Genomic DNA, 1,851 nt, shown 5'->3' on the forward strand with positions numbered 1-1,851 from the left:
GGGCGCGGTCAGGCCGTTGGACGCGCCGTCCTGGTTGACCGCCGAACCACGGATCACGGCCAACACCTGGTGCCCGTGACGCCGGGCGTCCGAGAGCCGCTCAAGCAGCAGCAACCCCACGCCCTCGCCCCAGCCGGTGCCGTCGGCTGAGGCGGAGAACGCCTTGCACGTGCCGTCCGGGGAGAGCCCACGCTGGATGCTGAAGGAGAAGAAGAGCCCCGGCGTGGCCATCACGGTGGCGCCGCCGGCCAGCGCCAGGTCGCACTCGCCGTTGCGCAGGGCCTGGGCGGCCTGGTGGAGGGCGACCAGCGAGGACGAGCAGGCGGTGTCGACGGTGACGGCCGGTCCCTCGAGTCCGAGGGTGTAGGCGATGCGGCCGGAGGCGACGCTTCCGGTCTTGCCGGTGAGGAGGTAGGCGCCGACCGCGTTGTCGGCCTGGTGCAGCATCGGCCCGTAGTCCTGGGTCATGATCCCGGTGAACACGCCCGTCCGTGAGCCACGGAGTGCGGCGGGCTGGATGCCGGCGCGTTCCAGGGTCTCCCAGGCGACTTCGAGCAGCAGCCGTTGCTGCGGTTCGATGGCCAGCGCCTCGCGGGGGCTGATGCCGAAGAACTCGGCGTCGAAGGCGTCCGCGTCCGGCAGGAATCCGCCGCGCCGGGCGTAGGAGGTGCCGGGGTGGTCCGGGTCCGGGTGGTACCAGGGGCGGCGGTCCCAGCCCCGGTTGGCCGGCACCTCGCCGACCGCGTCCCGTCCCTCGGCGACCAGCCGCCACAGCTCCTCGGGCGAGGTGACGCCACCCGGGAAGCGGCAGCCCATGGCGACCACGGCGACCGGCTCGTGGCGAGGGTCGGCGCCTGGCCCCGTGCCGGCGGCCGGCGTCTCCGCCGGGACGACGGCGGCCGGGCCGCGCAGGGCATCGGCCAGGTGGCGGGCGAGGGCCAGCGGCGTGGGCTGGTTGAACAGCAGTCCGCTGGGCAGCCGCAGCCCGGTAGCCGCGCCGAGCCGGTCCCGCAGTTCGACGGCGGTGAGCGAGTCGAACCCGAGGTCTTGGAAGGTCCGGCCGGTCTCCACGGTGGCGGCGCGGGCGTGGCCGAGTACCCGGGCGACGTGGGTGCGGACGAGGTCGAGCAGGGTGTGCTCGGCCTCCCGGGGCGACAGCGAGGCGAGGCGGGAGCCGAGATCGCCGGCCGCCGGGCCGGCCGGCTGCCGGCCGGCGCGCCGTCGCAGGGTGCGCACCTCCGCGAGCGCGTCGAACAGCGGGTGCGTGAGCGCGTCGGGCCGCTCGGCGGCGAGTGCCTCCCAGTCGGGGTCGGCGACGACGAGGGCGTCGCCGCCGCCTTCGGCGAAGGCCAGGGTGGCGGCGGCGAGTTCGGGGGGCAGCGGGCGCAGCGCGGTGCCGGTCGACGCCCAGGCGATGAGGGTGGCGGGCGCGCCGGCGGCGCGGCGGGCCCGGGCGAGCGCGGCGAGGCCGGCGTTCGTGGCGACCGTCGCCGGGTCCTCCGGCAGGAGGGGCGCGACTGCGAACGGGGTGATCACCACGAAGGCCGACAGCGGCCGGTCGCGGGTGAGCCGGTCGAGGTGGACGGCCGCGCCCGGCACGGCCGGGTGGGTCACGACGGCCGGCGGCGAGCCCTCGGGGAGCGCGGCGAGGGCCCGTCGGAGGGTCGCCGGATCGGCCGGGTCGCCGGGGACCGCGGTGACCACGGGGACCTCGACCGCGGCGTCGGTGGTCAGCGCGCGGGCCAGCTCATGGGCCTGGTTCTGCGTCGCGCCGGCCAGCACCAGCGGTCCGCGGCGGCTCAGCTGGGCGGCGATGGCGGCGGCCTCCGGGCCCGGCGCCCAGGTGAGCAG

1 protein-coding gene is annotated in these 1,851 nt (G+C 77.1%); it reads right to left on the minus strand.

Annotation, left to right across the window (positions count from 1 at the left end; translation table 11 throughout):
- On the minus strand, positions 1–1,851 hold a 1,851-nt coding region (locus E1265_RS35945; protein WP_279571501.1), incomplete at both ends, for a beta-ketoacyl synthase N-terminal-like domain-containing protein.

Origin of the sequence: Streptomyces sp. 8K308 (assembly GCF_004348315.1) — a bacterium.
GTDB lineage: Bacteria > Actinomycetota > Actinomycetes > Streptomycetales > Streptomycetaceae > Streptomyces.